The 23,911-nt window shown below is 65.3% G+C and carries 25 protein-coding genes and 1 pseudogene; 16 read left to right on the forward strand and 10 right to left on the reverse strand.

Annotated elements, in window-relative coordinates:
• Positions 1 to 72 precede the first annotated feature (72 nt).
• The 9 genes from ACPXYO_RS10900 to ACPXYO_RS10940 all read left to right on the forward strand — a co-directional run bounded on the left by ACPXYO_RS10900 (position 73) and on the right by ACPXYO_RS10940 (position 7,685).
• Complete coding sequence (locus ACPXYO_RS10900) at positions 73 to 1,827, forward strand: acetolactate synthase large subunit (protein WP_423920165.1); 1,755 nt, start codon at positions 73 to 75, stop codon at positions 1,825 to 1,827.
• Positions 1,824 to 2,357 carry an acetolactate synthase small subunit gene (ilvN, locus tag ACPXYO_RS10905; protein WP_423920168.1) on the forward strand — a complete coding sequence of 178 codons (534 nt, stop codon included), beginning with the start codon at positions 1,824 to 1,826 and terminating at the stop codon, positions 2,355 to 2,357. Before ACPXYO_RS10900 ends, ilvN begins: the two co-directional genes overlap by 4 nt.
• A gap of 30 nt (positions 2,358 to 2,387) precedes the next feature.
• Positions 2,388 to 3,425 carry a ketol-acid reductoisomerase gene (gene ilvC / locus ACPXYO_RS10910; protein ID WP_423920171.1) on the forward strand — a complete coding sequence of 346 codons (1,038 nt, stop codon included), beginning with the start codon at positions 2,388 to 2,390 and terminating at the stop codon, positions 3,423 to 3,425.
• Between the two features lie 126 nt (positions 3,426 to 3,551).
• Entirely contained in the window at positions 3,552 to 4,439 is an 888-nt protein-coding gene (locus tag ACPXYO_RS10915; protein ID WP_423920174.1) for an ImmA/IrrE family metallo-endopeptidase, read from the forward strand.
• 251 nt (positions 4,440 to 4,690) lie between these two features.
• Positions 4,691 to 5,212 carry a DUF4411 family protein gene (locus tag ACPXYO_RS10920; RefSeq protein WP_423920177.1) on the forward strand — a complete coding sequence of 174 codons (522 nt, stop codon included), beginning with the start codon at positions 4,691 to 4,693 and terminating at the stop codon, positions 5,210 to 5,212.
• A gap of 47 nt (positions 5,213 to 5,259) precedes the next feature.
• Entirely contained in the window at positions 5,260 to 5,883 is a 624-nt protein-coding gene (locus ACPXYO_RS10925; protein WP_423920179.1) for a YqgE/AlgH family protein, read from the forward strand.
• A gap of 118 nt (positions 5,884 to 6,001) precedes the next feature.
• Positions 6,002 to 6,520, forward strand: a complete 519-nt coding sequence (locus tag ACPXYO_RS10930) for an RDD family protein (protein ID WP_423920182.1) — start codon at positions 6,002 to 6,004, stop codon at positions 6,518 to 6,520.
• 51 nt (positions 6,521 to 6,571) lie between these two features.
• Positions 6,572 to 7,117, forward strand: coding sequence for an RDD family protein (locus ACPXYO_RS10935; RefSeq protein ID WP_423920185.1), 546 nt, complete (start codon positions 6,572 to 6,574; stop codon positions 7,115 to 7,117).
• Between the two features lie 7 nt (positions 7,118 to 7,124).
• Positions 7,125 to 7,685 (forward strand): RDD family protein, encoded by a 561-nt coding sequence (locus ACPXYO_RS10940; protein WP_423920188.1) that lies wholly within the window; start codon positions 7,125 to 7,127, stop codon positions 7,683 to 7,685.
• A 51-nt stretch (positions 7,686 to 7,736) separates the two neighbouring features.
• Here ACPXYO_RS10940 and serC read toward each other — a convergent pair whose 3' ends face one another.
• Entirely contained in the window at positions 7,737 to 8,885 is a 1,149-nt protein-coding gene (gene serC / locus ACPXYO_RS10945) for a phosphoserine transaminase (RefSeq protein ID WP_423920191.1), read from the reverse strand.
• 184 nt (positions 8,886 to 9,069) lie between these two features.
• Here serC and ACPXYO_RS10950 point away from each other — a divergent pair, with 184 nt between their 5' ends.
• Complete coding sequence (locus ACPXYO_RS10950; RefSeq protein ID WP_423920194.1) at positions 9,070 to 10,296, forward strand: pyridoxal phosphate-dependent aminotransferase; 1,227 nt, start codon at positions 9,070 to 9,072, stop codon at positions 10,294 to 10,296.
• A gap of 1 nt (position 10,297) precedes the next feature.
• A complete protein-coding gene (locus ACPXYO_RS10955; RefSeq protein WP_423920197.1) occupies positions 10,298 to 11,239 on the forward strand; it encodes a hydroxyacid dehydrogenase in 942 nt (313 codons plus the stop codon).
• Positions 11,240 to 11,305: 66 nt separating this feature from the next.
• Here ACPXYO_RS10955 and ACPXYO_RS10960 read toward each other — a convergent pair whose 3' ends face one another.
• The 6 genes and pseudogenes from ACPXYO_RS10960 to ACPXYO_RS10985 all read right to left on the reverse strand — a co-directional run bounded on the left by ACPXYO_RS10960 (position 11,306) and on the right by ACPXYO_RS10985 (position 14,652).
• Positions 11,306 to 11,536 (reverse strand): hypothetical protein, encoded by a 231-nt coding sequence (locus ACPXYO_RS10960; protein WP_423920199.1) that lies wholly within the window; start codon positions 11,534 to 11,536, stop codon positions 11,306 to 11,308.
• An 89-nt stretch (positions 11,537 to 11,625) separates the two neighbouring features.
• Positions 11,626 to 12,921 (reverse strand): amidohydrolase family protein, encoded by a 1,296-nt coding sequence (locus ACPXYO_RS10965; RefSeq protein WP_423920202.1) that lies wholly within the window; start codon positions 12,919 to 12,921, stop codon positions 11,626 to 11,628.
• A gap of 159 nt (positions 12,922 to 13,080) precedes the next feature.
• Complete coding sequence (locus ACPXYO_RS10970; protein WP_423923812.1) at positions 13,081 to 13,638, reverse strand: hypothetical protein; 558 nt, start codon at positions 13,636 to 13,638, stop codon at positions 13,081 to 13,083.
• Between the two features lie 6 nt (positions 13,639 to 13,644).
• Positions 13,645 to 14,129: pseudogene (locus tag ACPXYO_RS10975) on the reverse strand (ATP-binding cassette domain-containing protein); the annotation flags it as partial.
• The gene (locus ACPXYO_RS10980; RefSeq protein WP_423920204.1) at positions 14,126 to 14,341 is read right to left on the reverse strand and encodes a hypothetical protein; all 216 of its coding nucleotides are present in this window, start codon (positions 14,339 to 14,341) and stop codon (positions 14,126 to 14,128) included. The gene ACPXYO_RS10980 and the pseudogene ACPXYO_RS10975, both read right to left, overlap by 4 nt.
• The gene (locus tag ACPXYO_RS10985; RefSeq protein ID WP_423920207.1) at positions 14,323 to 14,652 is read right to left on the reverse strand and encodes an ATP-binding cassette domain-containing protein; all 330 of its coding nucleotides are present in this window, start codon (positions 14,650 to 14,652) and stop codon (positions 14,323 to 14,325) included. The genes ACPXYO_RS10980 and ACPXYO_RS10985 overlap by 19 nt, the downstream gene beginning before the upstream one ends.
• A gap of 355 nt (positions 14,653 to 15,007) precedes the next feature.
• Here ACPXYO_RS10985 and ACPXYO_RS10990 point away from each other — a divergent pair, with 355 nt between their 5' ends.
• Positions 15,008 to 16,120, forward strand: a complete 1,113-nt coding sequence (locus tag ACPXYO_RS10990) for an LLM class flavin-dependent oxidoreductase (RefSeq protein WP_423920210.1) — start codon at positions 15,008 to 15,010, stop codon at positions 16,118 to 16,120.
• A gap of 7 nt (positions 16,121 to 16,127) precedes the next feature.
• Positions 16,128 to 16,922, forward strand: coding sequence for a glutamine amidotransferase-related protein (locus ACPXYO_RS10995; protein WP_423920213.1), 795 nt, complete (start codon positions 16,128 to 16,130; stop codon positions 16,920 to 16,922).
• A 275-nt stretch (positions 16,923 to 17,197) separates the two neighbouring features.
• On the opposite strand, the gene leuD is transcribed toward ACPXYO_RS10995, so the two are convergent.
• Positions 17,198 to 17,788: a 3-isopropylmalate dehydratase small subunit gene (gene leuD / locus ACPXYO_RS11000; RefSeq protein WP_423920216.1), complete on the reverse strand. Its 591-nt coding sequence runs from the start codon at positions 17,786 to 17,788 to the stop codon at positions 17,198 to 17,200.
• A 64-nt stretch (positions 17,789 to 17,852) separates the two neighbouring features.
• Complete coding sequence (leuC, locus tag ACPXYO_RS11005; RefSeq protein WP_423920219.1) at positions 17,853 to 19,274, reverse strand: 3-isopropylmalate dehydratase large subunit; 1,422 nt, start codon at positions 19,272 to 19,274, stop codon at positions 17,853 to 17,855.
• Between the two features lie 564 nt (positions 19,275 to 19,838).
• On the opposite strand from leuC, the gene ACPXYO_RS11010 reads away from it, so the two are divergent.
• On the forward strand, positions 19,839 to 20,561 hold the full coding sequence (locus tag ACPXYO_RS11010; RefSeq protein WP_423920221.1) for a hypothetical protein: 723 nt from the start codon (positions 19,839 to 19,841) through the stop codon (positions 20,559 to 20,561).
• Positions 20,562 to 20,634: 73 nt separating this feature from the next.
• Here ACPXYO_RS11010 and ACPXYO_RS11015 read toward each other — a convergent pair whose 3' ends face one another.
• The gene (locus ACPXYO_RS11015) at positions 20,635 to 21,102 is read right to left on the reverse strand and encodes a GreA/GreB family elongation factor (RefSeq protein WP_423920224.1); all 468 of its coding nucleotides are present in this window, start codon (positions 21,100 to 21,102) and stop codon (positions 20,635 to 20,637) included.
• A 116-nt stretch (positions 21,103 to 21,218) separates the two neighbouring features.
• Between ACPXYO_RS11015 and ACPXYO_RS11020 the strand changes: the two genes are divergently transcribed.
• Positions 21,219 to 22,217 (forward strand): 3-isopropylmalate dehydrogenase, encoded by a 999-nt coding sequence (locus ACPXYO_RS11020; protein WP_423920226.1) that lies wholly within the window; start codon positions 21,219 to 21,221, stop codon positions 22,215 to 22,217.
• 8 nt (positions 22,218 to 22,225) lie between these two features.
• Entirely contained in the window at positions 22,226 to 23,896 is a 1,671-nt protein-coding gene (cimA, locus tag ACPXYO_RS11025) for a citramalate synthase (RefSeq protein ID WP_423920229.1), read from the forward strand.
• Positions 23,897 to 23,911: the final 15 nt, after the last annotated feature.

Genomic DNA, 23,911 nt, shown 5'->3' on the forward strand with positions numbered 1-23,911 from the left:
GTTTCGACGCGCTCGCCCTGCCTCCCGCTCGGGAGGCATTTGCATTTCAGGATTCGTTGCAGGAGAAACTTCATGGAGCTCACGGGCGCTCAGGCCTTGATGCGAAGCCTCGAGACGAGCGGTGTCGAGGTGATGTTCGGCCTGCCTGGCGGGGCGATCCTGCCCGTGTACGACCCGGTGCTGGACTCGCCGATCCGCCATGTCCTGGTGCGCCATGAGCAGGGTGCGGGCCACATGGCGCAGGGCTACGCGCACGTCACCGGCAAGCCCGGTGTGGCGATGGTCACGAGCGGGCCGGCTGCCACCAACATCGTGACGCCGCTGTGCGATGCCTTCATGGACTCGGTCCCGTTGGTGGTCGTGACCGGCCAGGTGGCGATGTCGGCGATCGGCTCGGATGCCTTCCAGGAGTGCGACACCACGGGCATCACCATGGCGGTCACCAAGCACAACTACCTGGTCACCGAAGCGGCCGACATCCCGCGCATCGTCGCCGAGGCGTTTCACATCGCCACCACGGGCCGGCCGGGACCCGTGCTGATCGACCTGCCGAAGGACGTCAGCAACGAGATGATGACCTGGTACTGGCCAGACAGCGTTGACCTGCCCGGCTACCGACCTCGAAACGAAGTCGATCCCGCGGCCATCGCCGAAGCCGCCGCGTTGATCCGCACCGCTCAGCGCCCAGTGATCTACGCGGGCGGGGGCCTTCTGAAGGCACGTGCGGCGGAGGCGTTGCGTGAGTTCGCAGAGATGTGCGATATCCATGTCGTCACGACCTTGATGGCCCGCGGAGTGTTCCCAGACCGTCATCGTCTCTGCCTGGGCATGCCCGGCATGCACGGCAACTACTCGGCGGTGACCGCGATGCAGCAGGCCGACCTGCTCATCAACCTCGGGGCGCGCTTTGACGACCGGGTCACGGGAAACCCAGCACACTTCGCCCCCGGTGCCAAGGTCATTCACGTCGATATCGACCCAGCCGAACACGGAAAGGTGCGCGTGCCCGACGTCGCCATTGCCGGTGACGCCCGGGTGGCCGTAGTGGCGCTGATCGCTGCGCTGCGGCCTGCCGACGGCACCGACGTCACCGATGCCATGGCGGACCGGTCGGTCTGGAAGTCGACGATCTCGGGCTGGCAGGAGCAGTATCCGCTGAGCTATGACCAGCCCTCGAGCGGTCACCCGCTCAAGCCGCAGTACGTGGTGGAGCAGCTGCGCGATAACACGCCCGACGACACGATCGTCGTGGCGGGTGTCGGGCAGCACCAGATGTGGGCGAGCCAGTACTGGAAGTTCGACCACCCCTACACCTGGGTCAACTCGGGCGGCCTCGGAACCATGGGCTTCGCGGTGCCGGCTGCCATCGGTGCCAAGGTGGGCCGGCCCGACCGCACCGTGTGGGCCATCGATGGCGACGGCTGCTTCCAGATGACTGCGCAGGAGCTGATTTCCGCAAGCGCCGAGAACATCCCGGTGAAGGTGGCCATCCTCAACAACGCCTACCTCGGCATGGTGCGTCAATGGCAGGAGCTCTTCTACGCCGAGCGCTACAGCCAGGTGTACCTCAGCGCAGATCACCCCGACTACGTGGGCTGGGCCGAAGCCATGGGCTGCGCAGGCATCCGGGTGGAATCAGCCTCCGAAGTGGTGCCCGCAATCATGAAGGCGAACTCGATCAACGACCGCCCTGTGGTGATCGACTTCCGGGTCGATACCGAGGAGAAGGTGTACCCGATGGTGCCGGCCGGCGGCTCCAACGACGACATCATCCTGGGGCCTGAAGGCGATGCCGAAGCTGCGTTGAAGGGCTCAGCGCCGTCGTGAGCGCCCCACAGGAGCCGGACCTCCACATCTTCGCGGCCATTGTGGAGAACAAGTTCGGCGTGCTGGCGCGCATCGCCGGTCTCTTCAGCCGCCGCGGCTTCAACATCTTCTCCCTTGCGGTCGCTCCGACGGGCGATCCCGACTACAGCCGCATCACCATCGTGGTCGACGTCCACAACACCGACGTCACCCAGATCGCGAAGCAGCTCGACAAGCTCATCAACGTGATCCACATCAGTGAGCTGCACCCGTCGGACTCGATCGAGCGCGAGCTGATGCTCGCACGCGTCGGGGCGGTCGATCTCGCAGCAGTCGTCGAGGTCATCTCCGAGTACGGGGGGGAAGTGCTTGATCACACCGACGGCGAGGCAATTGTGAGCGTCAGCGCCCATCCGGATCGGCTCGACCGATGCGAGCGCCAACTACGCCCGTTTGGCTTGCATGTGCTTCAGCGCACCGGCCGCATCGCGCTGCGAGCGCTCGATGCCTATGAACCCGCCGTCGGCATACTCCATCCGCACGATTCCTGAACGATTCACATAGGTCGAGGAGCGACAACGATGCCTGCAACCATCTACTACGAACAAGACGCAGACCTGGGCCAGCTGGCAGGGCGCACCGTGGCCGTCATGGGCTACGGCTCGCAAGGCCACGCTCACGCTCTGAACCTGCGCGACAGCGGCGTAGACGTCGTCGTGGGACTGCGCGAGGGCTCGGCGTCGCGCCCCAAGGCTGAGTCAGAGGGCTTGCGTGTCGCCGATGTTGCAGGCGCGGCTGCCGAGGCCGACATCATCATGATGGCGCTGCCCGACACCGACCAGGCCGCCATCTACGACTCCTCGATCGCTCCGAACCTGAAGGCCGGCAACGCCATTGCCTTCTCTCACGGCTTCAACATCCACTTCGGCCAGATCAATCCGCCTTCCGATGTTGACGTGTGGATGATCGCCCCCAAGGGTCCCGGCCACAACGTGCGACGCACCTACGTCGAGGGCGGTGGTGTCCCGGCGCTCGTGGCCATCCACCAGGACGCGACCGGGAACGCGATGGCAGACGCGCTGGCGTACGCGAAGGGCATCGGTGGTACTCGCGGGGGCGTGCTCACCACGACGTTCGCCGAGGAAACCGAGACCGACCTGTTCGGCGAGCAAGTGGTGCTCTGCGGCGGCTTGACCGAGCTGATCCGGGCTGGCTACGAGACGCTCGTGGAGGCCGGCTACCAGCCCGAGTCCGCCTATTTCGAGACCCTGCACGAGGTGAAGCTGATCGTCGACTTCATCTACGAGGCCGGCATCTCAGGCATGCGGTACTCGATCTCGACCACGGCCGAGTACGGCGACATGACCCGTGGCTCGCGCATCATCACCGACGAGACCCGTGCGGAGATGAAGCGCATCCTGGCGGAGATCCAGGACGGCAGCTTCGCCCAAGAGTGGATCGATGAGAACCGCAACGGGCTGCCGAACTACCGCCGCATGGTCTCCGAGGGCAAGCAGCACCCCATCGAGCAGGTCGGGGCGGAGTTGCGGGCGATGATGCCGTGGATCACCGCGGGCCGCCAGGACGTCACCGCCGCATCAGGTGGCGCCGTTTCCTGAACGACGTCAAGCTACATGTGCTCGGAGCATGTCGCTGAGAAAGCTCGCGCTCGGGCGACGGGCTAACGCACGGCATGAGAAAGTAGGTGGACTGTGGCGTCACAATCAGTTCCCATCACGGGCTCGGTGCTCAGTTGGGCGCGCGAGGAAGCGGGCTTGAGTGTTGACGGGCTCGCCGAGAAATTGTCGGTCGCTCCGGCTGACATAGCACTGTGGGAGTCGGAGGAGGCTGAGCCTTCCAAGGGCCAGGTCACCAAGCTAGCTGATGCCTTGAGGCGCCCTACGGCAGTGTTCTTCCTGCCTTCGGTTCCTTTGAGTGCATCGGTGTCTCCTCGGCTCCGGTCGGCTCCGGGCCTAGGTGGCAAACCGCTGCAGAGCGGCGATCTACGTGTGATCCGTCGGGCGCAGCGTCGACAGGCCATGTTGTCGTGGTGCATCCGTGACCGCGGTGACCCGCCCGTCGATATTCCAAGGCATGAGATCGACACCGACGCGTTGGTTGCAGGGCAAGATGCTCGCCAGCGCTCGGGAATAGCGGTTGGTGAACAGTTGGACTGGGACAGCGATCGGACTGCATTTCGATCATGGCGAGCGGTTCTCGAGCGCTTCGGGATCTTCGTCGAGCAGTCCTCTCTCGGCCGCGGTGGAATCCGCGGCTTCAGCACCTGGGACGAATATGCACCGCTCATCGTGGTGAATTCCGCCTACGTCCCGGCGGCCCGCAGCTTCACCCTGATGCATGAGTTCGGCCACCTACTTAACCGGGGTGATGCTGCATGCCAGGACTTTGTTGGATCGCTTGACGACGACCGTGTTGCCGAGCGTTGGTGCGAACGGTTTGCCGCCGCGTATCTCGTGCCCACAGAGGCGTTGCACGAGGTGGCAGGCCGGACCGGCGTGACGAGGTCGGCGCCGGCGGCAAGGCCGAAGGAGGTACGACAGATCGCAAACCGTTTTCGCGTAAGCGGGCGCGCGGTGTTTAAGCGGGCGCGCCATGGCGATCAGGCTTACTGATGCAGGTCTTGGAACACGTGACTTGTACAGCGTGTATTCCAACCGGTCCAAACTCCGCGATTGGAATCCGCAGAGCAAGCGAAGTGGCGGCGGCGAACCGAAGATCCAAAAACGACGGCGCGAATTGGGAGTCAGAACGCTTCGCACGATGTTGGAAGCAATGGACAGCGGTCGGCTCAATTTGCGTGATGCCACGGACTATCTTGGCCTATCCCCAAATGAGATAGACGATCTCACTGCGCAGCTTGCAAGTGAGTGAGCATGGCACGCTTCGCTTCGGTCATCCCGACGTGTGGGTTGTTGATTCCACAGCACTGATTCAGATCAAGAAAGTTGTGACAGCAAGTCACCAATGGTCGCTGTTCCGGCGAATGGAGCAGATGGTTGCCGAAGCGGAAATGGCATCGCCCCGGCAGGTGTATCGAGAAGTCAGCAGCGTCACGCACCCTGATGCGCCCGGTGTATGGGCTGCTGGTGTCCGAGATACCCAAGTGCTTCCGCTCGATGTCGAATCAGGGATCATGCGGGACGTGACGGCGCGTGTGCCCAATCTCGCTGACATCAGCAAGGATGAGGAAGATGCGGACCCCTACGTCGTGGGCCTCGCTCGCCAATTGAGCGAGCAGGGAAACGAAGTTTGCGTGGTGACTGAGGACATCGTGGACCGCGTCAGTACATCGATTGCGACAGCTTGCGCCTCTCTCAATCTTCAGTGCATCCGGCCACGGGAATTCTTGGCCATTCTTGGCACCCCCTATCGAGCGGAGCCATAGGAAATTGGGGCTCCTGAGTCGCTGCGACGCAGTGGCAGAATCGGGGCGTGGTCGAAGTCGTCGTGACGCCGGTGCGGGTGCCCTCTGCGGGCGACCTGCTCGTGGCGACTCCGCGCTTGGTCGACCCCAACTTCGACCGCACCGTCGTGTTCGTGATCGAGCATCAGCAGGCAGGCACGCTGGGCATCGTCATCAATCGCGTCTCGGACATCTCGTGCGCTTCAGCGGTTCCGCGCTGGGCGTCACGCTTCACGGAGGGAGCTGCGGTCGGGCTCGGCGGGCCAGTCGAACCGCAGGGACTGCTCGCTCTCGGGACGGCTGCCGCTCCTCCTGCGGCGCAAGCACAGCAACCGGAGGGCACTGGCACCGAGTCGTCCGAGACCGGCGGCGCATGGCGCACAGTGAACGGCGAGGTCGGCCTGGTTGATCTCACCGCCGATCCGTCCGAACTCGAAGCCGAGGTTGTCGCCGTACGCATCTACGGCGGGCACGCTGGCTGGGGGCCCGGCCAGTTGCGAGGCGAGTTGGAGGCCGGATGCTGGTGGGTGTTCGATTCGACACCGGGCGACCTGGCCGCCGATGCCACCGCGCTCTGGTACGACGTGCTCGCACGCCAGAGGCCGCCCGCCCGCCTGCTCGCGCACTATCCCGACGACCCCGCGCTGAACTAGCGCGTTGGGCTGTATCCCGGGACATACGCGGCTGCGCGAACGACAGGGGCACGCTCGCGCAGCGCGCTAGGTTCGTTCGCGAATCTGTCGGCCACCACATCGATGGCGGAGGTCTTCCATGAGCGATTACAACGAGCCGCCGACCTCCGACGAGGGGCGGCGGACTGGCTGGGCTGAACTCGCGACCGGCGAGACCGTCGAGCTGGCAAGACCAGGGACACGCTTCGGTGCACGGATTCTCGACGGGATCATCGTCGTCATCTTCTATTTCATTCTCGCCGCAGTGGCTTTCGGAGGTTTTCTCTCCGGAGACGATTCAGGGGTTTATTCAGGCGGTATCGCCGTGATGTTCCTGGTTGGTCTGGCCATCGGTCTCGCATATGAGGTCGTGCAGATCGCTGTGTGGGGCCAGACTCTCGGCAAGCGGATGACCGGCATCAAGGTGGTCAGCGCAGCGCACGGCGGCGTGCCGGGCTGGGGCAAGGCTGTCGGCCGCTGGTTGATTCCGGGCCTGGTCTCGCTCATCCCATTCGTCGGCTGGCTCTTAGCCATCCTGTGCTACGTCAGCCTCACCTGGGACCGCGTCTACCAGGGTTGGCATGACAAGGCGGCTGGCACCCTCGTCGTCCGGGCTTGACCAGGTTCCCCGGGTGGCCCTCAACTGAACATCGAGGCTGGAGCGAGACTCTTGAGCGAGTATCACCCCGAACCGATGTCCGACGGCAGTCGGAGGACCGGATGGGCGGAGCTTGGTGGCGGTGAAACCGTCAAGCTGGCGTCACCAGCCGCTCGCTTCGGCGCACGCGTGTTCGACCTGCTGGTGGTGCTGGCCATCAATACGGTGACCCTGCTCATCAGCATCGACTGGGACACCGTGTTGGACGAGGCCCAGTCGGCTACGCCGGACTTTGCTGATCTCGGCCTGGGACCCGGCATCTGGTGGGCATGGGTTGCCGTCTGGCTCGTCTATGAGGTCGTGTCGGTAGCCGTATGGGGACGGACGTTGGGCAAGCGCATCGTCGGGATCAAGGTCGTGCACGCCGTGAGCGGGGAACGGCCCAGATGGGGCAAGGCGCTGTTGCGCTGGCTGGTTCCCAGCGTGCTCGCTGCCATGCCGTTTATTCCGTGGATCGGCGAACTGTGGTGGGTGCTGTGTCAGGTGAGTCTCACATGGGACCGGGTGTATCAGGGCTGGCATGACAAGGCCGCCGGCACGCTCGTGATCAAGGCCTAGGTGGCACATGAGCGACATCGATGAGAGGCGCGCCGCGCCGCGCAGGTGGCGGACCGGCTGGGTCGATGTGCATGACATCGGAACGGTGCGGCTCGCGAGTCCTGGAACTCGATTGGTTGCCCGGATCCTGGACGGAGGGGTCGTGTGCACGCTCTGGTTCATCGCTCGAGACGCTGTCGGCATGTACGTCGTTGACTCCAGGACTAGCGCCGCTGGCAGGCTCTTCGTCGGCCTTGCGATACTGCTGTTCTTCCTCGTCGGCTATGAGGTCATGCAGACAGCGCTCTGGGGCCGGACGCTCGGCAAGCGGATCGTGGACATCAGAGTGGTGAATCTGTCAACTGGGGGGCATCCCGGTTGGGGCAGGTCGCTGATCCGCTGGGCGGTACCGCTGGTGCCAGTAGCCGCCTTGGCGCGGGTCCTCCCCCCGCCCGTAGTACTCGCGGCATTCGTCGGCGCAGTGCTGTGCCCTCTCAGTCTCGTCTGGGACCGCAAGAACCAAGGCTGGCACGACAAGGCCGCGGGCACCGTCGTCGTCAGGACGGGCAACCTGTTCGTCGAGATTTGAGGTGGGTCGTGCTCCACTCATCAGTCGCCTGGGCCGGGCGCCGGCTGGGCTCTATAACTGTTCCACCACGTAGTCGATGCAGGCCGTCAACGCTTCGGCATCGGCCGGTTCTATTGCTGGGAAGGCCGCGATGCGTAGTTGGTTGCGACCCAGCTTGCGGTAGCCCTCGGTGTCCACGATGTCATTGGCGCGAAGCGTCGCAGCGATGTCGTCAGCACTGACACCCTCGAAGTCGACGGTGCACACGACGGGGGAACGCATCGCGGCATCGGTGACGAACGGCGCGGCGAAATCACGCTCGGCCGCCCAGCCGTAAACGGTGCCACTGGATGCTGCCGAGCGGGACGCCGCCCAAGCGAGGCCGCCGCCGTCGAGCATCCACTCGGCGGTTTCGAGCGTCAGCAGGATCGTCGCCAGCGCTGGCGTGTTGTAGGTCTGATCTTGGCGGGAGTTCGTGACGGCAATGGCCAGGTCGAGCGTGGCGGGCTTGTAGCGACCGGTGGCATCGATGCGTTCGATCCGTTCGATTGCCGCCGGCGAGCACAGCGCAATGAACAACCCGCCGTCAGCGGCAAAAGCCTTCTGCGGGGCGAAGTAATAGCAGTCGACATCGGTTGGATCCCAAGTCATCGCGCCAGCCGCAGAAGTGGCGTCGACCATCGACAGCGCTGGCGCCGGGCCGCTTCGGGCTGCCGCCAGCTCGTGATGGCGCAGGGGCATCGCAACGCCGGTCGAGGTCTCGTTGTGCGTCAGCGCGTACGTGTCGATCTCAGCCGGGTCTGCAGGCTCGGGCACCGGATGCCGGCCGTAAGGGGCCGTGATCACCATTGGGTCGTGGAGGTGGGGCGCTGCGGTCGTGACGACCGAGAACTTCTCGGAGAACTCGCCGAAGGTCAGGTGTTGGGCCCGGCGCTCGATGAGCGAGAAGGCGGCGGCGTCCCAGAAGCCCGTGCTGCCGCCATTGCCCAGCACCACCTCCCATCCGTCGCCCAGACTGAACAGCTCAGCCATCGCGGCCCGCAGCCGACCCACCACCGAACGCACGCCGCTGCGGCGGTGCGATGTACCCATGTAGTCGATCGCGCGCGCTGCGAGTGACTTGACGGCTTCGGGACGGACCTTGGACGGTCCCGAGCCAAAGCGCCCGTCGACAGGCCGCAGTTCTGCGGGAATGGAAATTGATGAGGGAGACACAGCCATCGGCTGCCACTATTGCGCCCGGCACTGCTGCCGACAACCACATTTTCCCGACAATTTTCCGAGACGCCGGTCTGTGGGGCTCGCGGCGCGTCCCTCACGCGCCGGAATGCATGACTTGGCAGCGAGACTGTCGGGCGCTCGCGGCCGCGCAGTGCCCTCGAAGCAGCAGGACAGGAGTCATCTCATGCCTACCTCACCAGGGTCCAGCCGAGCATTGGGCGGCAAACGGGTTTCGGAAGCGTTGGCGGGCATCGCCCCGTCGGCGACCCTGGCAGTTGATGCCAAGGCAAAGGCACTTCGGGCTGCAGGCGAGAACGTGATCGGATTCGGCGCCGGCGAGCCTGACTTCCCAACGCCCGAACACATCGTGGACGCGGCGGTAGCGGCGTGCCGCGACTCGGCGAACCACCGCTATTCGCCGGCTGGCGGTCAGCCTGCGCTGAAAGCCGCCCTTGCCGCCAAGACCAAGCGCGACAGCGGTCTCGACCGGGACGCGAGCCAATTCTTGGTCACCAATGGCGGCAAGCAGGCCGTCTACAACACCATGGCCGCGCTGGTGGATCTGGGTGACGAGGTATTGCTGCCGGCGCCGTACTGGACGACGTATCCCGAAGCGATCCGAGTATTCGGCGGCGTCCCAGTTGACGTGTTCGCCGGCATCGATTCAGGTTTCCGGGTCAGTGTCGACCAGCTTGAGGCGGCGCGGACCGACCGCACCAAGGCGCTGCTGTTCGTGTCGCCGTCGAACCCGACCGGTGCCGTGTACCCCCGTGACGAAATCGTTGCGATCGGTGAGTGGGTGATCGAGCACGGCTTGTGGGTGATCACCGATGAGATCTATGAGCACCTCACCTACGGCGATGCCGAGCATCACTCGCTGCCTGTGCTGGTGCCCGAGGTTGCCGACCGCTGCGTCGTGCTGAACGGTGTAGCCAAGACCTACGCCATGACGGGCTGGCGAGTCGGGTGGATGGCCGGGCCGCCTGACGTGATCGCTGCGGCCACCAATCTGCAGAGCCATTCCACTTCCAATGTGTGCAACGTCGCACAGGCAGCAGCGCTCGCAGCGGTCTCGGGAGACCTTGAGGCGGTTGCGATGATGCGAGCCGCGTTTGACGTGCGGCGCCAGCGCATCACCGAAATGCTCAACGCCATCGAGGGCGTGGAGTGTCCCGAACCCGAAGGCGCGTTCTACGCGTTCCCGAACATGGAAGGGCTGCTGGGACGCCGATTCGGCGGCACAGAGGTCACGAACACGCTGGAGTTAGCGGCCGCAATCCTCGAGCACGCCAAGGTGGCGTTCGTTCCAGGTGAGGCGTTCGGCGCCCCTGGCTATGCGCGCTTCTCGTTCGCCCTGGGTCTCGACGATCTGGGCGAAGGCATCAGCCGCATCGCAGATCTGGTTGCGTGACATGGCACGAATCTTGGTCGCCGAGGAACTGGCTGATGCTGGCCTCGACATGCTGCGTGCAGCCGGCCACGACGTCGATGTTCGCATCGGGCTCAGTACCGACGAACTGCGCGACGCCATCGCCGCGGCGCAGGCGCTGATCGTCCGCTCGGCAACGCAGGTAGATGCTGATCTCCTCGCGGCAGGTGATGCACTCGTTGTCGTAGGGCGTGCCGGAGTCGGACTCGACAACATCGACGTCGCTGCTGCTACCGAGCGCGGTGTGCTCGTCTGCAATGCGCCGTTGAGCAATGTCGTGTCGGCTGCGGAGATGACCATCGCATTGATGCTGGCGCTGGCTCGCCACATACCGCAGGCTCACCAAGCGCTCTCGAATGGCCGGTGGGAGCGCAGCCGCTGGGGGGGCATGGAGATCTACCGCAAGACGGTCGGGATCCTGGGCCTCGGCCGCGTCGGCCTCCTGGTGGCACAGCGGATCGCCCCCTTCGATGTTGCGCTCATCGCCTACGACCCCTATGTGAGCCCCGAGTCTGCTCGAGCGGCAGGGGTCGACATGGTGCGGTTCGAAGAGCTGCTTGAGCGTTCCGACATCATCACGTTGCACATGCCGCGGACGCCCGAGACGGTCGGCCTGCTGGGCGCCGAGAACCTCGCCAAGTGCCGCCCGCACGCATTGATCGTGAACGCCGCCCGGGGCGGCATTCTCGATGAGGCGGCAGCAGCGGCCGCGCTGGAGGAGGGACGGCTGGGCGGCGTGGCAATGGATGTCTACGCATCCGAACCAGCGACGCAGTCACCGCTGTTCGGCCGGCCCGACGTGGTGGCAACCCCGCATCTCGGTGCCAGCACCAGCGAAGCTCAAGACCGAGCTGGTATGCAGATCGCCGAGCAGGTGAATCTGGCGCTGGCCGGCGATCCCGTGCCCTACGCCGTCAACGCCTAACGCTTCTTCAACCCGGCAGGTTGCCCAGTGCACGACCCCGCAGCTGCGGGTAGCTGAATTCTATCGCTATTGCTTGTGGCCGTCAGAGAGGACCTTGCCATAGATCTTCTCGTTGGCGCCGGAGGTGCTGAAGCCCGTGTTGCCGCGCGTCGCGTGCATTGCTTCCCGTACGCGACGCGCTGCCGCCTTGCGGGGATCCGGAGCCTGCGGTCGATTCTTCGTATGCGCGAGCACAGCAAAGAAGTGGCCGAGGCTCTTCGCGGCGCTGCCGATGCGCTTCAGAGCATTGCGGAACATCTCGACTCCTCAACGGGTCAGATCCGGTTGAGTCCACCCTATCTCGCGCCGGAATCCGGCCATCCGCCAAGCACTCGACCTGGCTGCGATCAGCGCTGGGCGGCGACAGCAGCTGCGTCGGGGTGATGCAGGTAGCGCTCGGGGATCTCGAACCCGAAGATGCGGGCAGCGTTGAGACCAAGGATCTTGGCCCGCTCGCCGTCATCGAGATGGCTCATCGTGCGCTCGATCGCTTGGGCGGAATACGGCCAGGAGCCCTCGTGGTGTGGGAAGTCGTTCGCCCACAGGAAGTTGTCGATCAAACCGTGCTCGCGGGCAAGATCAAGGCCGGCGGCGTCCTCCTGGAAGCTCGCGAAGCCTTGGCGCTTGAAGTACTCGCTGGGCAGCAGCTCCAGCTTCGGACGCACCCACATGTGGTGCTTGAGATACGCCTCATCCATGGCGCCCAGCATCCACGGCACCCAGCCGATGCCGGCCTCGATTGCGCCGAAGCGCAGGTTCGGGTGTCGCTCCGCCACGCCTGAAGCACAGATGTTGACGAGCGGCTCCATGGTCGGCGCCAGCGAGTGCACCGCGTAGTTGATGACAGCCCCGCCCTGGCTGCGAGCGGTGCGCGGGTCGCGACCCGTAGAGACGTGGAACGTGACCGGCAGATCGACGTCGTCGATGCAGTCCCACAACGGCTCGAACTCCCGCAGGTTGTAGTTCGGGTCGTCGACGTCGGGTGGCCCGAAGACGGGCTTGCACGGCAGGCTCAGTCCCTTGAACCCGAGCGCCGCACAACGCTGGATCTCGGCGATTGCCTTGTCCAACGCTGCGGGAGCAATGCAGGCCATCGGCGCCAGCCGGTCGTTGTAGGCCTCGAACTCCTCCCAGGCCCATTCGTTGTAGGCCCGGCACATTGCGTGACTGAAGTCGGCGTCGGGCGTAGCCCAGATGGTCAGGCCCTTATTCGGGAACAGGATCTCTGTGTCGCAGCCGTCCAGTGCCAGGTCGCGCACACGTGCTTCGGGGTCGCGACCTGACCGGTTGCGCAGCTTCTCGTGGCCCTCGAACGGCTTCGCCCAGTTGAGCTTGGCCGGACGGAAGCCCTCTGCCGTTTGGAAGAACTGCTCCTCGGAAGTGTCGTTTCCGGCTGCGTCCTTGTCGCCCTTGCCATGGGGATCCATGTCCTTGCTGACGGCAATGGTCGGCAGCCGATGGTGGTACTCCGGGTCGATGCGATCGACAAGGAACGGGTTCGGCTCTTGGACGTGACCATCGGCAGAGCACATGAAGAACTTGTCGGCCGCATCCGGCCGAGCTGAACGCAGCCAGCCCTCGTTGCCCGGCGTCTCGAGACGCCACACGTTGTTGACATCAGGTTCCGGAATGAGCGTCGTCATGTCAAGGCTCCAGAGTCAGCGAGGTGGGGACGGTGAGAGCCGAGTCGGTCCGGCCCCAGACGATTCTGGCACGCCAAGGCTTCGCTTGAGCCAGTCGGCCCGCAACGTGCCGCGCCGGGTAGATCACGAATGGCTCGGAGGCGCCAGGTGTGTCTGCGTTCATCGGTCTTGCTCCTCTCGTGCCACGCTGTGCTCGATGTTCGTGGCTTGCGCCACGCTGTGCTCGATGTTCGTGGCTTGCGCCACGCTGTGTTCGATGTTCGTGGCTTGCGCCACGCTGTGTCCCATGTTCGTGGCTTGCGCCACGAAGTGGCCGGGTTCGATCTCGGTGAGCACGACTGACTCGGGCGCGGTGCCGGGTTCGAACACCGGGCTCGGGATCTCGTCGGTGCGCACCGACCGATCAGTACGGCGCTGGCGCGGATCGGCGATCGGCACGGCCTCCAGCAGCCGCTGGGTGTACGAGTGTGTCGGGTTCTCGAAGATGGCCTGGCGCGTCCCCAGCTCGACGATCTGGCCGAGATACATCACACCCACGCGGTGCGCGATGCGCTCCACGACCGCGAGGTCGTGGCTGATGAACAGGTACGACAGGCCCAGTTCTTCTTGCAGGTCCATCATCAGGTTGATGACTTGGGCCTGGATCGAGACGTCCAGCGCTGACACGGCCTCATCGACGATCACGAGTTCGGGGCGCAGCGCCAACGCACGGGCCATGCAGATGCGTTGACGCTGCCCGCCCGAGAATTGGTGCGGGTACTGCGACATGTCGTCAGCAGACATGCCGACGCGCTGTAGCAGCGTCGCCACGACATCATCGATGTCGCGGCGCGGCACAGCCCGATGAATCACGAGCGGCTCACCGATGGCCTTGCCGATGGGTCGACGCGGGTCCAGGCTGGCGAACGGGTCCTGGAAAACGATCTGTACCTTGCGCCGATGTGGGCGCAGTCGCGTGGCCCCAGACCGGTGATATCGGTGCCGTCGAGGCGGATCGTGCCGCTCGTGGGATCGAGCAGCCGGATGATGAGGTACGCAAGCGTGGATTTTCCGCAACCGCTTTCTCCCACAATCGCCAAGGTCTCGCCGCGGCCGACCTGAAGGCTGACCTGCTCGACTGCATGAACACGAGCCTTGCCAGGAGCCGGGAAGTGCTTGGTCAGCGCCTCAACCTCGACGATCGGCGTTGCGGGAGCCGGCGCGTTCATGCGTCCACAACCGGATCAGATGTTGTCGCAGCGACAGGTTCGGGGTCGCCGAATCCACCCGTGTCGAGCAATTCGAAACGACGGGGCCCGCTCTCGCCGGTCATCGAGCCGAGCCGCGGCACCGCCGAGAGGAGGGAGCGTGTGTAGGTCTCCTGCGGCCGCTCGAAGACATCGTGGACTTCTCCGCGTTCGACTACCCGCGACGCTTGCATGACGACCACTTCATCGGCGATCTCGGCGACGACACCCATGTCGTGGGTGATGATGAGCACAGATCGGCGACCTGACCGTCGTCATGCCTGAACAGCACCGCTCCGCTGTCGATGGTGGCTCTCGTTCCGATCTCGATGAGCCGCATGATCGACAGAGCAGTCACCGACTTGCCCGAACCCGATTCGCCGACCACCGCGAGCGTCCCGCCGTCGTGGAGATCGAATCCGACATCGCTCACCGCCGTGAACGCGTCGAAACGGACAGTGAGTCCCCGAACCGAGAGCCGCGGCACGCCGAAGTTGGGAAACACTGCTCAGCGCTCGCGCAGCTTGGGGTTGTAGGCGTCCTGCAGGCCGTCGCCGATGAGGCTGAAGCTCATATCGAGGGCTGCCGGTGCAGCGAGATCAGCCAGCGTCGACATCTCAGACACGGAACTCCTCCCGCGGCTCTGGGTCGCCGGACCCGCTCTCGCCGATGATGATCGTGGTTGGATCGCCTGGCGTGATGCGGATGAGAAGGAAGTCGGGTGCGACCACAGCCAGCAAGATCTTGACCGGGCTCCCGTGGGGCCGGCGCTACCGTAACCGACGTCGCCATCCCCCAGCGCAGTCGGCGCCCGTTGTCTGCGGAGCCCGGCGCGACGTTGCAAGCGAGGTGCTCGGCCGATGAAGGTCCACTGGTTCTTGCCCACCGGCGGCGATTCCCGTGACGTGCTGCCCGACGAGCCGGGCGCGCATTGGCGGGCGCCGTCGATGGACTATCTCGCCCAGATCGCGACTGCTTGCGATCAGCTCGGCTACGAGGGGATGCTCACGCCGTGCGGGACGATGTGCGAGGACGCCTGGCTCTCCACCATCGCCCTGGCGCCGCTGACGCGCCGCATCAAGTTCCTGGTGGCGTTCAGGCCCGGATTCCTCTCGCCGACGCTCGCCGCACAGATGGCTTCCACCTACCAGCGGCTCACCGGCGGCCGATTGCTGCTCAACATCGTGACCGGAGCAGAGCCACGCGAGCTGAATCGCTTCGGCGATTGGCTCGACAAGGACACTCGCTATGCCCGAACGGGTGAGTTCCTGCAGATCGTGCGCGAGGCATGGAGCGGGGACCCGTTCGACTTCGACGGCGACTTCTACAAGGTCGCCGGGGCAACGACCCGCGATGTTCCCGATCCGGTGCCGCCCGTGTACTTCGGCGGAGCGTCGCCCGCGGCCGAACGCATCGCGGCGGCTCACGTCGACGTGTATCTCGCCTGGGGCGAACCGCCAGACATGGTGACTGAACGCCTGGGTCGCATGCGGGCGCTGGCGGCCGAACAGGGACGCACTCTGCGGTTCGGCATCCGGTTTCACGTCATCACCCGACCCGATGCGGCTGATGCCTGGGCCGTGGCCGACGACATGCTCGCCCACATGAGTCCCGAGGCAATCGCTTCGGCCCAAGCCGACTTCGCCACCACGATGTCCGAGGGCCAGCGGCGGATGGCCCAGCTGCATTCCGAACAGGGCGGCCGACTCGAGATCCATCCCAACGTCTGGGCCGGCATCGGGCTGGTGCGGGGAGGCGCCGGCACAGCGTTGGTGGGCAGCTACGAAGAGGTTGCCGACCGTATTGCCGAATACCACGGACTCGGGTTCGAGGAGTTCATCCTGTCGGGCTACCCGCACCTCGAAGAGGCCTACTGGTTCGGCGAAGGCGTCATGCCGATCCTGCGGGAGCGTGGCCTGCTCGAACCGCTCGCTCACGGCTCGGACAGCGCCCTCGTCTCGTCGTTCCGCTGAGCTGACGATGCCGCCCACCTCACCAGGCGTGCACCGGCCGCTGCGCTTGGGCCTGTTGCGCTGCGACGATCCCGTGGGCGAGCTGAGGTCGATCTGCGGCACCTATTCGGACATGTTCGCCGACGTGATTGCGAGGGTCGACCCGAGCGTCGAGATGGACACCTTCAGCCTTCCCGATGGCGAGTGGCCCGACGACCTCGACGCCTACGACGGCTGGATGACCACCGGCACGCGAGCCTCCGTCTACGACGACGTGCCCTGGATCACCCAGTTCGCCGACTTCGTGCGGCAGCTGCACGCTGAGCGGCGCAAGATGTTCGGTGTCTGCTTCGGCCACCAGATGATCGCCCACGCGCTCGGCGGAGCGGTGCAACGGGCACCGCATGGCTGGACGGTCGGCGCGAACGTCTGGAAGATTCACGAGCACCGCGAGTGGATGGATCCGCAATCGGACGAGATCCGCCTCATTCACAGCCATCAAGACCAGGTGGTGTCACTGCCCCCCGGTGGCGTCGTGTTGGCAGGCGCCGACCGGTGCCCGATCGCGATGCTGGCGGTAGGGGACCACCTCATCGGACTGCAAGGTCACCCAGAATTCCAACCCGAATTCGTCGGGCCGCTGTACGAGAGCCGCACGGAGTTGCTGGGCGCGGACGTCGTCGCCGAGGCCAAGACCAGCCTGTCCATGCCCTGCAACCAGGAGCTCGCCGCAGGCTGGATGCTTCGCTTCTTCAGCGGCCAACCTGAGTGCGCCAGACGGGGCGAGCGGGACAATCAATCAGTGCCGTCGAACCAGTCGTAGCTGGCTTCAACGGTTCGTTGAAGACCCTCGGAGCGCTCGACAGCTGCGCCGATTGGAGCGGCTGTCACTCCGCAATAAGCCCGGCCGCTATCGCCATTTCCAAACCGCGCACGATCTTCACCGGTGAGCGGTCGCGGGTCGATGATGGATGTCTCGTACGGGATGACCTGCTCCATCTCGAAGTCAGCCCACCAAAGGACCTTGTTCAGCTTGACCGCACCGCGGCCACCTGGATCCTGCTCCAGGCATTGCGCCCCGCCTGAGCTGCTGCGCAATCAGGTCGTGGGCATCCAGTTGGGACGGGTCGGCTCGTAGCCGTCGATGTCGGCCACGCTGCGCATCGTGATGCCGATGTCGTCAAGCCCTTCAAGGAAGCGCTCCTGGGTGGCGTCGTCCATCGGGAACGATTCCTCGATGCCTGCAGCGGGGGCGCTGAGCAAACGCCGCTCCACGTCGACGGTCACGACCAGGTCCGGGTCTTCGGCCACCGCAGCGCGCAGGCGCGCTGCGGCCTCCTCGGACACCTGCACCGGCACAAGGCCGTTCTTGGTGGAGTTGTTGCGGAAGATGTCGCCGAAGCGGGGCGAGACCACCGCGACGAAGCCGTAGTCCATGAGCGCCCATACTGCGTGCTCGCGTGACGAGCCCGTGCCGAAGTTGGATCCGGCCACCAGCACCGTGGCTCCGGCATAGCGCTCGTCGTTCAGCACGAAGTCGCGCTCGTCGCGCCACTCGCTGAACAATCCCTTGCCGAAGCCGGTGCGCTCGACCCGCTTCAGCCAGTCGCTGGGGATGATCTGGTCGGTGTCCACATCGGAGCGGTCGAGCGGCACTGCCCGCCCCTCGTGCACCCGTACTGACTCCATGCTGTTCCTTCTCTCTCGACTCTGTCGCTCTGTCGTGCCCGAGGCCGCCGCTTGCCGCAGCCGTTCAGGCGAGATCGTCGGGGGTCACAAAGCGTCCGGCGATCGCCGTGGCGGCGGCCACTTCCGGCGAGCACAGGTGCGTCCGGCCGCCCCGCCCCTGCCGACCCTCGAAGTTGCGATTCGACGTCGACGCCGAGCGCTCGCCGGGCGCGAGCTTGTCGGGATTCATCGCCAGGCACATAGAGCAGCCGGGTTCGCGCCAGTCGAACCCAGCCTCGGTGAAGATCGCATCGAGCCCTTCGGCCTCGGCTTGGGCTTTGACAGCGAACGAGCCGGGCACCACCAGCGTGCGGACGCCGTCGGCCACGCTGCGTCCGCGGGCCACCGCTGCTGCCGCACGCAGGTCCTCGATGCGGGAATTGGTGCAACTGCCGATGAACACCGTGTCGACCCTCACGTCTGCCAGCCGGGTGCCCGCGGCGAGCCCCATGTAGTCGAGTGCCCGCTGGGCAGTCGTGGCTTCGACGGGGTCCTCGAAGTCGCTGGGTGCAGGTACGGCGCCGTCGATCGGGATGACATGTGCAGGATTGGTGCCCCAGGTCACATGCGGGCGCAGCGATGCGCCGTCGAGGGTGACCGTACGGTCGAAGGTCGCGCCTTGGTCGGTGACGAGCGACCGCCAGTCGGACACCGCTGCGTCCCAGTCGGCACCGGTCGGCACATGCCGACGACCTGCCATGTACTCGAAGGTGGTCTCGTCGGGCGCCACCATGCCGGCCTTGGCACCCGCCTCGATGGACATGTTGCAAACGGTCATCCGGCCTTCCATCGACAGCGCACGGATCGCGGACCCGCGGTACTCGATGATGTGCCCGATGCCGCCGCCGGTGCCGATCCGGCCGATGATCGCGAGCACGATGTCCTTTGCAGTGACACCGGCCGGCGCGGTGCCGTCGACGCAGACCTCCATAGTGGAAGGCCGGGTCTGCGGCAGCGTCTGGCTGGCGAGCACGTGCTCCACCTCCGAGGTGCCAATGCCAAACGCCAGTGCGCCGAACGCTCCGTGGGTCGAGGTATGACTGTCGCCGCAGACCACGGTCATGCCCGGCAGCGTGAGCCCTTGTTCGGGGCCAATGACGTGCACGATGCCCTGACCGGGATCGCCCATCGGGTACAGCGTGATGCCGAACTCCTCGCAGTTGGCTCGAAGCACCTGCACCTGCTTGGCCGAGACCGGATCGGCGATCGGCAGGTGCAGATCGGCAGTGGGGACGTTGTGGTCCTCGGTGGCCACGGTCAAGTCCGGGCGTCGCACGTTGCGCCCAGACATGCGCAGGCCGTCGAAGGCCTGAGGCGAGGTCACCTCGTGGATGAGGTGCAGGTCGATGTAGAGCAGGTCGGGCTGCCCGCCGCCGGTGCGAACGACGTGGCGGTCCCAAACCTTCTCGCTGAGCGTGCGCGGCCCCGCCGCTGTGGTGTTTGTCACAGTGTCAGTGTGCGCCTGTGGCGTTACCGCTTCCAACCTGCCGCCTGCATGGCTCGTTCCGGCGTGCGCGGGATGTTGTGCCAAAGTCGTGACGCCGACGGGTTCTCGCCCTGACGCCCCGCATTCGTGACGAACGAGCCTCCACCCCCGCGACCTGTCCCGCCACCGCCCGGGCGTCCCCCCGCATCGGGCCCGCGAACTGTCCCGCCGCCGACGTCGCGTCCTCCGACACGAGGCCCGCGACCAGTCCCGCCGCCGCCGGTTCGGCCCGTCCGCCCCGGTCCCCCGAAACGTCAACGTCTTCGGAGAATGGTCACCATCTTCTTCAACGACGGTGGCGTCGGTGCTCCTGTTCGGCGGAAGCGCCGGGACCGGCGCCGTCCGCGACCCATCTCGCCGTCGCAGGCCCCGCGCGTCGATTCCGCTGCGACACCGGAACAGCGACCCGGTCCGCACCCAGCCCTCGCGCCTGTGGATGTTCGGCCGCCGTTCGGAGCGGCGCCTGTACCTGCCCCCGCCGTGCAACGGTGCAGCGGTTCCTTCTGGGGTCATCTCAACCCAAAGGTGTTGATACGGCCCGAATGGCATCGATGCCACTCGCCTCAGCACAAGGTCGGCGCGCTGGCCATCCTCCTCGCCATCGAACTCGGCGGAGCGGTGGCACTGCTCATGGTCTCCCGGGCCGTGCTGGCCATCGGCGATCTGCGGAGTGGGTTCACATTGCCCGAATCGGTTGTCGAGGCGGATGCATCACTACTCATCTTCGCTGTCTCGGCAATCGTTTATGCCCCTATCGCTGAGGAAGCGATGGTCCGATGGCCGTTCGCGCAGCGGCCCCGGACGTTCTTGCTGTTCCCCGGATTCTTCATTGCGGTTGCCGCGTTGAGTGGCATCTACGGCCCCCGTCTCGGCTACGCCGGTCGGCTGCTCGTCGATTTAGCGATCGTCGGTGTCGGCGTCGGATTGCACCTGCTGAGTGATCGCATCGGAGTCCTCGCTTCACTGGATCGCCGTGTCGACCGGTTGTTGCTGCGCTGGCCGGCCGTGCCGATCTGGCTGCTGATTGCTTGTTTCGGACTGGCGCACGTCGCCCCGTACGACATTGCATGGTCCGGCACGACGATCCTGGCGATCCCGTTCGTCGTGTTGCCGCAGCTGTGGTTCGGGGCGCTGGCGAGCATTGTCCGCATCCACTTCGGCTGGTGGTCCGCCGTCGTGCTGCACGCCGTGGCCAACCTGTCGATCGTGCTGCTTCTGCTGCTGGTGGGGTTTGCCTGGGCGTTGTGAACTCAGGATTGGATTTGGTGGACTCTGCCGCAACGGTCCGGCATCGGGCACCGCCGTGATCCGTGTTCGGCTGTCAGGCCTCGATCGCGACGACTTCGATGCTCAGCTGGTTGCCATTCGCCTCGTAAGTGACCGTTTGACCCGCGCGAGCGCCCTCGAGGGCCTGGCCCATCGGCGAGCCCGGCGAGACGACTTCGATGCCCGATCGGCGCTCCTCGATCGAACCGAAGAGGAACTGCTCGACTTCATCGTCACCCTTGAAACGAATAGAGACGACCAAGCCCGGTGCTACAGCGCTGTCGTCGAATCCGACGACGATCTCGCAGTTCTCCAAGATCGACTTCAGCCGCATGATGCGGCCTTCCATCTTCCCCTGTTCCTCTTTGGCAGCGTGGTAGTCGCCGTTCTCGGACAGGTCTCCGAGCAGCCGGGCCGTTTCGATCTGCGCCGCGATGTCGATGCGACCTCGACCGGTCAGATCGGTGAACTCGGCTTGCAGCCGATCATGGGTCTCCGCTGAGATGTGATGGATCTCGGGCACCCGCGCGAGGTTACAGAGGGCTTCTCAGGGCACACTCACTGTCGCGATTGCGCCTCAGGGCGTGCCTGAGGCGTTGACGGCAGGCTTGCCAACACGATCCGGCAAAGGACACCACAGTGACTCATCGCATCGCAGTCATCGGAGGAGACGGAATTGGACCCGAGGTCATCTCGGTCGCGCTCGATGTGATTAGCGCCGCCGGCGCCGGCATCTCGACGACCGAGTTCGAGTTGGGCGGTCACCGCTACCTGCGAGATGGCACGGTGCTCGACGACGAGACCCTGGAAGAGTTGCGTACCTTCGACGCCATCCTGCTCGGCGCCGTGGGCACGCCGGAAGTCCCGCCGGGCGTCATTGAGCGCGGCCTGTTGTTGAAGGCCCGCTTCGAGCTGGATCTGTACGTGAACCTGCGCCCGTTCACCCTGTCCGACGGCCACAGCTTCACTGTGATCCGCGAGAACACTGAGGGCACCTATGCAGGCGAGGGTGGGTTCCTGCGCAAGGGCACACCTCATGAGATCGCCACGCAGGGCTCTGTCAACACCCGCATGGGGGCCGAGCGCGCCATTCGATACGGCTTCGAGCTGGCGCGCACCCACCAACGCCGTCATCTGACGTTGGTCCACAAGACCAACGTGCTGACGTTCTCCGGCGACCTGTGGGAACGCACCTTCAACGAGGTCGCCGCCGAGTATCCCGACGTGGAGACTGCGTACAGCCACGTCGACGCCGCCTGCATTCACTTCGTGGAAGATCCGCACCGCTACGAGGTGATCGTCACTGACAACCTGTTCGGCGACATCCTCACTGATCTCGGCGGCGCCGTGGCGGGTGGCATCGGGCTTGCGGCCTCGGCCAACCTCAACCCGGACCGAACGGGCCCGTCGCTCTTCGAGCCGGTGCACGGATCGGCACCTGACATCGCCGGCAAGGGTCTTGCGAATCCGATTGCGGCAGTTCTCTCAGCTGTGCTCATGCTCGAGTTCCTGGGAGAGTCAGACTGCGCAGATCGGGTTCGGGCGGCGTGCGACGCCGTAGTTGCCGATGAATCCGTGCCCGACATCGGCACCGACGAGATTGCCAAGGCGATCCTGGCCGGTGTCGAGGAGGGATGACGCCTGACATGAGTTCGAACCGAACAGGCGGCGCGGCCGGTGAGCCAGGCTCGGCGGCACCGCTGGACCGGGCCGGAGTGCGCGACCCATCGTGGCCCTCCAAGGTCGAGATCTTCGACACCACGCTGCGCGACGGCGTGCAGTTCGAAGGCATCTCGGTATCGCCCGACGACAAGCTCAAGGTGGCCCGTCAGCTCGATGCATTGGGCATTCACTGGATCGAGGGTGGTTGGCCCGGCTCAAATCCCAAAGATGAGGAGTTCTTCGCCCGGGCAGCCAACGAGCTCGAACTGGAGCATGCGACATTGGTGGCATTCGGCTCGACCCGAAGGCCCCGCGGCCGCGTCGACGACGACCAGACCCTGGCTGCGCTCGTTGCAGCCGGAACCTCCACCGTGTGCATCGTGGGCAAGTCATGGGACTACCACGTCACCGAAGCTCTCCGGCAGCCGCTCAGCGAAGGCATCGCCATGGTCGGCGACTCGGTGGAGTTTCTGAAGGGGGAGGGGCTGCGCGTCTTCTTCGACTCGGAACACTTCTTCGACGGCTACAAGCGGAATCCCGAGTTCGCTCTGTCGGTGCTGGAGGCAGCGGCGGTCAACGGCGCCGACTGCTTGGTGCTGTGTGACACCAACGGGGGTTCGCTGCCGCATGAGGTCTCCACGATCGTGCGCAATGTGGTCCAGCACTTCGAAGGCGTCCAGATCGGCATGCACACCCAGAACGACACCGGCTGCGCCGTAGCTAACGCCGTTGCGGGTGTCGTCGCTGGTGCAACCCACGTACAGGGCACCGTCAACGGCTACGGCGAGCGCACGGGCAACTGCGACAACACCGTGCTCGTGCCGAATCTCACACTCAAGATGGGCATCGAGACCGTGCCGCAGGAGTGCTTGACCCGCTTCACATCGGTGGCGCACCACGTGGCCGAGTTGGTGAACATGCCTCCACAGAACCAGCAGCCCTACGTCGGGGCTTCGGCATTTGCTCATAAGGCGGGCCTGCACACGAGTGCCATTGCTCGCCGACCCGACAGCTACGAGCATGTCGACCCCGCCGCTGTCGGCAACAGCACCCGGTTCCTTCTCGGAGACCTGTCGGGGAGGGCGTCGGTGGAATTGAAGGCAGCCGAGCTCGGCATCGAGATCGACAAGGCGGCGATGTCGGGTGTCGTGGACGAGCTGAAGCGACTCGAGCACGCCGGCTACCACTTCGAGGTCGCCGACGCCTCGTTGGAGATGCTGCTGCGCCGGGCCGCTGGGCAGACGTTCGACTACTTCAACGTTGAATCGTTCAAGGTGCTCGTTGAGCGGGGCCGCGAGGCCGAATTCGATACGGAGGCGACGCTGCGCATCATCGTGGGCGGCGAGCGTCAGGTCACCGTCGGCGAGGGCGACGGCCCGGTGAATGCCCTCGACAACGCCTTCCGACAGGCGGTGCGCAACGACTACCCGGAGCTCGATTCCGTACGCCTGACCGACTACAAGGTCCGTGTGCTGGACGCCGACCGCGGCACTGAAGCGGTCACACGGGTGCTCATCGACTCCACCGACGGTGAGACGACGTGGACAACCATCGGCGTTTCGGAGAACATCATCGAGGCGTCGTGGCTGGCTCTGCGCGACTCGCTCATCTATGCCCTGATGCGCCACCGCCAGGGTGAGGACACAAGCGGGTAGCGGTCGAGGCGGCAG

It is taken from the genome of Candidatus Poriferisodalis sp. (genome assembly GCF_965237655.1).
Lineage (GTDB): Bacteria > Actinomycetota > Acidimicrobiia > Acidimicrobiales > Poriferisodalaceae > Poriferisodalis.